A 7,734-nucleotide genomic window follows, 5' to 3' on the forward strand; every position below is an offset into this window, starting at 1 on the left:
AATAGCGCTTATTTCTTCCGAAATACAAAAATCAAGTACAGTTTAGCTGTGCTGTATTATCCGGATCCTTCTATCTTAATTTAAATGCTATCAAACCCAGTCCTTGAATTGTCGAGAAACTGATACCCCTAAACGTCATCATAATATACTAAGAGTTACTACAAGCCGTTAGCAATTTTAACAAGCCATTTTACCTATGCGCGATACCCTCTATTCAGTAGTACTTTTATTGTTTATTCCAATTTCAAGCTTTGCCCAGGACCGGATTACGATCAGCGGGTTTGTGCGCGAAAAAGGCAGCCGCGAATTATTACCCGGCGTAAATGTTTTTATAGAGAACTCTGCTTACGGTGCCGTCACCAACACCTACGGATTTTACTCTCTTACGATTCTTAAATCCGATTCCGTAACCATTTCCTACTCCTTTGTTGGCTTTGACAAACAGACCCTCCGGATTGCATCGCAAAAAAATGTAGAGCTCAGTATTGAGCTACCGGCTGTCAACCAGCTTGATGAAGTGCTTATCTCGGGCAACCGATTGGATGAGAAGGTCAGCGAATCGGTGCAAATGAGTAAAATAGATGTCCCGATTTCGCAGATTAAAAAAATCCCGGCTTTTTTAGGTGAAAAAGACGTAATCCGGGTCCTGCAACTCATGCCGGGCGTTCAGAAGGGTACCGAGGGACAAACCGGCCTTTACGTCCGGGGCGGCGGGCCCGACCAAAACCTTATCATCCTGGACGATGCGGTGGTATACAACGCCAGCCATCTTTTCGGGTTCTTTTCTGTATTCAACGGGGATGCTTTAAAAAGCGTGGAGCTTACCAAGGGTGGATTTCCAGCCCGATATGGTGGACGCCTCTCTTCGGTTGTAGAAATGAATATGAAAGAAGGGGCCAAAGACAAGCTGCACGGAGAAGGGGGCATTGGACTGATATCGTCCAGACTTACATTGGAAGGACCATTGGCCAAGAAGAAATCTTCCTTCCTGATTTCGGGTAGACGTACATATATAGACGTTCTGGCTGCTCCACTGATTGCCCAGCAACAGACGGGTAGCAGCAGTAAGGTAAAACCCGGCTATTATTTCTACGATCTCAATGCGAAAGTGAATTACGATTTCGGCGCAAAAGACAAGCTTTACATTAGCAGCTATTTTGGACAGGACAGGTTTCATGTCAAAGAAAAAAGCGCCAATACTGAAAACAAATCGGGACTCAACTGGGGTAACGCCACCGCTACATTACGCTGGAACCATTTGATCAACCAAAAGTTATTTGTCAACACTTCCCTGATTTTCAGCCATTTCAAATTTGCGGTCTCAGCTTATCAGGAAGAGAAAAATGTAGGAAAAGATCCTGATATTTTTAGTCTGAAATACAATAGTCTGATCCGCGATTTCGGGCTAAAAACGGATTTCGATTATTATCCCAATGCCAAACATTCCATAAAATTCGGTGCTCAGGCCACAGCACATCGCTTTGTCCCGTCCGCATTGGCAGTTGAAGGAGACTTTTCCGACGAGGATATCGACTTGCAGGCCACGCCGATCAATACCATTGAGGCAGGTATTTATGCCGAGGACACCTGGCAGCCCTTTCCTGCTCTTAAACTAAATGGCGGTTTGCGATTAAGCACTTTTCAGACCAGCTCAAAAACTTACATCCGCCCCGAACCCAGATTTTCGGCAGCATTGAAACTTGCCCGCGATTTTTCGGCAAAGGCATCGTATGCGACCATGAACCAGTATGTGCATCTGCTGAGCAATACCGGACTCGGACTTCCTACCGATTTATGGGTGCCCACCACGGATAAGATTGCCCCACAGCAGTCGAGCCAGGTTGCAGTGGGTCTGGCCAAAGACCTTGCCGCACCCGGCATCTCGCTTACGCTGGAAGGCTATTATAAAAACATGAACAACATTATCAGCTATAAAGAAGGCTCCTCATTTATTAGTCTGGAAGGCGAAAATGCCAATGAACTGAACTGGGAAGATAATGTGACAGCAGGAAAAGGCTGGTCGTATGGTGCGGAATTCATGGTCCAAAAGAAAACCGGAAAGCTGTCGGGCTGGATCGGCTACACGCTTTCCTGGACACAATGGAAATTTCCTGAGCTGAATTTCGGAGAAACCTTTTACCCGCGTTATGATCGTCGTCACGATCTCTCTGTTGTAGGAATCTACGAAATCAGCAAGCGGATCACACTTTCTGCGACCTGGGTGTACGGCACCGGAAATGCCCTTACCTTGCCAGTTTCCAAATTCACTGTATTCCGCAACCCTTACCATCCCGCCTTCAACAACCCCTGGAATTACGGAAATAATACATCTGAGTACGACAAAAAGAATTCGTTCCGGGCCGAGCCATATCACCGCATGGACATCGCAATTCAATTTCACAAAAAGAAAAAAAGATACGAACGTACCTGGGAGTTTGGGCTATATAATGCCTACAACCGGAAAAATCCTTTCTTCTATAATATCGGCAAAAAGCACGATGAACAAACCGGAACCGCTACGAATGTGCTCACGCGCTATTCACTGTTTCCAGTAATGCCATCATTTAGCTACAACTTCAAGTTCTGAACAAAGTAATTGAGACCAAATACAATGAGCAACCGCATCATTAAATACCTCCTGGCGTTAACGTGCGCTGCAGTTTTATTCGGCTGCGAAACTTTGGTGGACGATCTGGACCTTAGCAAATTACCTAAGACCGAATCCAAACTGGTGGTGGAATGTTATCTATCGCCACAATCAGAGGAAATCATCGTGAAGGTTACCGAATCGCAAAAGTTGTTCGGACCTGCATCCTATGAGCCGACTTACATAAAAAATGCTTCCGTAACCCTCTCCGGGGCCGCCGGTCAGATCCAAATCCCATACAACGATTCTTCGTTTAGCTATCGGATACCTGCCGGCTCATTCAAAATTGAGGCAGGCAAAAAGTACGATCTGGTGGTAAGCGATGTTTCACGGACTGTAAAGGCAACATGTACAGTTCCTGAAAACCAGGTGACTTTCAAACGATATACGGTTGATACCGTATATGACTACCCCTGGAAAGGCGACACTAGCATGACCTTCAAAGCATCCTGGAACGATATCAAGGGAGAAAAAAACGTCTATTCGTTACGGGGATATTTCGAAGTACTTGAGACAAACGGCTATTCCTACAATTCGTCCACTGGGCAGGTTGTCGTTAACCGACGTCTAAACAAAAGGGTATACAACAACGAAAATTATCTGATAACAGATACCAATCTCGACGGTATCACCTTCGATTCACCGGTGTACGACGTTTCACTACGATCCTCCATGCTTGGGAATATTGAACAAAATGGTCAGTGGCAGTATATCTGGTCCAACCCAAAGCTGAACAAAATCCAGTTTGAAGTACTGAACCTGGATGAAAATTATTACAAATTCAGCAAGTCCATGAAAGACGGCGGCAACAATGACAATCCATTTGTGGAGCCTGCCCTGGTTTACACAAATATTGAAGGAGGGTTAGGCTGCTTCGGTGCGTACAATGCTACAATAGTTACGGTAAAGCCTTGATGTAGGATAAAGCCTTACATTTCCTGCCAGGGACCTTTAATGCCTGATATGGGGATACCTATTCCGGTAAATGGGGAGATCTTGTCAATAAACAACATCTCATCCGGAGACCTGATCAACAACATCATTAAAATGACCGCTGAGGAAAGTCAGGAATTTCGCCTTGCCTTCGGAAGCTCATTTCTTCAATTCCACTTGAAACAGCTTTACAACATTGATAGCAGCTACACCATTACTTACGCTTCGAAGCAGGGAGTGAAAGAAATTACACTTGGTGGTATCAGGGAAAAGGAATTTAATGAACGCAAACCAAGGGAAATCAATACATCATCTAACCAGGCACCTTACAGTTTGAAATTGATTGACAGTTTAAATACGGCCATCATCGACTTCCGAGTTTTGAAGACAAGCCTTATTTTTTGCGGTTTGCTGATTAGCTGAGATATAGATCAAATGTCGGGATAACTGCATCCTCGAATACTGACGAGCATCACACTTTTACCTAATCTGATGCACAGCGTACTACGTTTATTTGAAAGACCTTTATCAGTTCTCATGTTCAAATTTGATTTAGTGGCAAACGCCCGGGCCCGCGAAAAATTTAGCGCTCTATATGTCTCAACGCAGGAAAAAATCGCTGCTTTACTACTCCGCAGAAAGAAGATCATTATGCGGATAAATGCATTGATGCAACGGGTGCAGCGACTTATAAAACCGTAATGACATTATAAATTTGCCTTCATTGCGTAATTAATCTTGTGCAGCCTGACGCTGCTGCTGCTTTTCGGCTTGAGCGGGCCTTTAAAGGTAGCATCTACCATTACAATTGAGGCTGAGCTTGTCCCGGTTGTGTCTTGTCAAAGATGCGGCTGTCCGCTACAGTGGCTTTGATTACATTTGTTTTATTAGACCGTAAATAAATATATTTCTTATGAATACTATGACGACTGTTTCAGAAGTTTTAAATGAGCTTAAATTAAGAGGTTATACCGTAGACTTTAATCTGGACGATAACTGCCTGGTCTGCCATTCAAATTCGTTGAAAATACACCCGGAGGACTTTGTGGTTGATAAGCATTACCGCTTTGAGGGAATGTCTGACCCAAGCGATGAGGCTATTGTGTATGCGATCTCTTCTCCAAAACACAATATAAAAGGTACTCTGGTAAACGGATATGGTATCTCAAGTGATAATATGACGGATGATCTCATCAAAGCGCTGAACGAAACGCCGCCGGTTAAGCATCTGGAACAGACGTCAGATTCAACCCCAACTAAGTCGAATGAAGCTACTCAGCTAAGGCCGGAAGGTGAAAGGGAACTGGACGCACCAATGGTAACGATGGACCTAAATTCTTTGAAAGCCCAGATCAAAGAAGAAGCTTCTTACAAGAATGGCGACCGCAATGCCATCACTATTTTTAAGACCGAGGGCATGCGCATTGTTTTGATCGCGCTACATAAAGGTGCAGAAATGAAAACCCATACTGCACCCGGGGTTATCAGTGTGCAGGTCCTTGAAGGACACATCACCTTTTCTACGGCACAAAAAACAGCAGATCGTAGTGCAGGCCAGATGCTTGCACTTCAGGCAGGAATTGCACACAAGGTTCTTGCCAGTGAAGAATCCTTATTTCTGTTGACAATATCTTCAAGGGTTGAAAAGAAGTAAAGCATTGATCCTCAAATTAATCGCAAACTCGATCCCGCCGGGTAACATATCCGTATTGATAGCAACTGGTTTTAACCCTATGTATAGTTAGCCACTCAACGGGCATAAGCACAGCCCGGGGCAAAGAGACATTTAAATAAAAGAGTAAAAAGTATTTTATTTTCCGAATCTTGAAGATATATTTGCATATAAACCAGATGCAGATGTTTTTTTCGAAAACGTGCGAATACGCAATAAGAGCGGTCATTTTTGTTGCCCAGAAGTCAGAAGGAGGCAGGAAAGTGGGTATTAAAGAAGTTGCGGCTGGTATTGATTCACCGGAACACTTCATTGCCAAAATCCTTCAGGAACTCAGCAAACGTGAGCTCATACAATCCAGTAAAGGTCCAAATGGCGGCTTTTATGTTGACAGCATTGCCCGGAGTAATACATTGGCCGATATTGTCAGGGCGATTGACGGAGAAAAAATATTTAAGGGCTGCGGGCTTGGGTTAAAAAGTTGCTCCGAAACAAAGCCTTGCCCACTGCACAACGATTTTAAAGAAATCAGAACAAAAATGCATCGCACGTTACAGTCTGCGACGATTGGGGAGTTTAATGAGAATTTGAACTTAGGGCTGAGCTATATTAAAGAGAGATAAAATTTTCAATATTAAAAGATATTAGGATCTTAATATATATAATATGACTGCTGTCAGTAAGTATAAGATTATAAGTAGCGTATGCCTTTTGATTTATTTGGTTGCGACTCCTGTATATGCAAATAGCCTATTTGGACAAGCCGTTATGCTATCGGTAGGAATCGTGGCATTGGTGATGGCACTAGGTGTGCTTTTCATTGCGGTCCTGATCAAAAACGTTGTTCAACATGATCTGATTAATAAAATCAACCCGGGCAAACAGGATTATTCAAGATATCTCCATAACCTGAATAGCCAACAGATCTCATTACTGCTCGATCGGATGGGGAAAAGGCAGCATTTGGGGGTTATTGCGCTTGCTATGCTGAATTTGGTAAGTTTTCCTTCACACGCACAGTCGAGCCAACCAACTGCTGACTCGCTGCTGAGCCAGGGTGGTATTTTAATCACCATTGTCCTGATAGCAATCCCTGTCCTGGCAGGGGCTATCTTCTTATTTTTCAAGATCACCAACACATTAAACAGATATAGAAATCAGCAGCGTGTGGCAGAGGCCGGGCGTGTGGCAGATTACCTGAACGGAATTGAAAGTAAGGATCTTGCAGTAGCACTGCAACAAAGAAAAGATGCGCTGGATTTTGCATTGAGTCATAATGAACTGTCAGGCGCATTACCGGCCAAAGACCATAAAGGGCTGATCAACAATGTGGAGCATGAGGCATCACTTCCATTTGTGGCACGTAAAAGAAAGGCGCACGTTCGCCCGAAAGTAGACCCGCAACTTTCCAGGCTTGTCACCTGGTTCATCATCACAGCTACTTTTTGGCTTGTTTTCGGGACGACGGTCGGGGAATACATTGGGATAAAATTTGTTGCGCCGGATGCAGACCAATTCAGCTGGCTGAGCTTTGGGCGATTGCGGCCGGTCCATACCAATGCCGTTTTCTGGGGCTGGGCATCACTGGCGATGCTGGGCTTGGGTAACTATGTTGTGCCCAGGGTGAGCAATACAAATCTGTTCAGCATAAAACTGGGATGGTACACATTGATCCTTATTAACACGGCGGTGGTACTGGGCACGTTGTGTTTGATGGCCGGAATCAATAATGGGGGCGGGGAGTACCGGGAATACATATGGCCGGTGATGCTGCTGTTTGGCATTGGGCTTCTGCTAACATTGATCAATTACTTTAAGACAGTTGCCCGCCGCACCACGAAGGAGATCTATATTTCAAACTGGTACATTGTCTCTTCCGTAATTTTCGGAATTGTGATCGCGGTCGTTGCATATGTGCCTCTCTGGCAAAATGGGCTGGGTGAAACGATCATTCAAGGCTATTACATGCACCAGGGTGTTGGAATGTGGTTCATGCTTTTTACGCTCGGGATCGTTTATTACTTCCTGCCCCAGCAGCTCAATAAACCGATCTATTCGTATAGCCTGGGTATTCTCGCTTTTTGGACCCAGATCCTTTTTTATACACTCATTGGTACCCATCATTTTGTTTTCAGTGCGATTCCCTGGTGGCTTCAAACGGTCGCCATCGTGGGCAGTGTGGGCATGATCATCCCGGTGGTGGCAGGCACAACCAATTTTCTGCTGACCTTCAAAGGCGCGTGGTACAAGATCACCGACAGTTATACGCTTCCGTTCTTTTTAACGGGTATCCTTTTCTACTTTACCGGTTCCATGCAGGGAACCGCCGAAGCTTTCCGGTCTACCAATCTGCTATGGCATTTCACTGATTTTACTGTCGCCCATTCCCATTTGACGATGTATGGCATTATCTGCTTTTTGCTCTGGGCAGGGATCTATGCACTCATGCCACGGATTACCGGGCAGGAACCGCCGCAGATTA

General features: G+C 44.7%; 6 protein-coding genes. All 6 read left to right on the top strand.

Annotated elements, in window-relative coordinates; genetic code table 11:
* Positions 1 to 196 precede the first annotated feature (196 nt).
* Complete coding sequence (locus tag LZG94_RS24930) at positions 197 to 2,587, top strand: TonB-dependent receptor (RefSeq protein ID WP_233794379.1); 2,391 nt, start codon at positions 197 to 199, stop codon at positions 2,585 to 2,587.
* Between the two features lie 24 nt (positions 2,588 to 2,611).
* Positions 2,612 to 3,562 (top strand): DUF4249 domain-containing protein, encoded by a 951-nt coding sequence (locus LZG94_RS24935; protein WP_233794380.1) that lies wholly within the window; start codon positions 2,612 to 2,614, stop codon positions 3,560 to 3,562.
* Between the two features lie 48 nt (positions 3,563 to 3,610).
* Positions 3,611 to 4,003 (top strand): hypothetical protein, encoded by a 393-nt coding sequence (locus tag LZG94_RS24940; protein WP_233794381.1) that lies wholly within the window; start codon positions 3,611 to 3,613, stop codon positions 4,001 to 4,003.
* A gap of 490 nt (positions 4,004 to 4,493) precedes the next feature.
* Positions 4,494 to 5,234, top strand: a complete 741-nt coding sequence (locus LZG94_RS24945) for a cupin domain-containing protein (RefSeq protein ID WP_233794382.1) — start codon at positions 4,494 to 4,496, stop codon at positions 5,232 to 5,234.
* A 203-nt stretch (positions 5,235 to 5,437) separates the two neighbouring features.
* Positions 5,438 to 5,875, top strand: a complete 438-nt coding sequence (locus tag LZG94_RS24950) for an Rrf2 family transcriptional regulator (protein ID WP_233794383.1) — start codon at positions 5,438 to 5,440, stop codon at positions 5,873 to 5,875.
* Positions 5,876 to 6,020: 145 nt separating this feature from the next.
* Positions 6,021 to 7,734: cbb3-type cytochrome c oxidase subunit I (locus LZG94_RS24955; RefSeq protein WP_233794384.1), on the top strand; the 1,714-nt coding region annotated here is incomplete at its 3' end.

The organism is Dyadobacter sp. CY343 (assembly GCF_021390335.1).
Taxonomy (GTDB): Bacteria; Bacteroidota; Bacteroidia; order Cytophagales; family Spirosomataceae; genus Dyadobacter.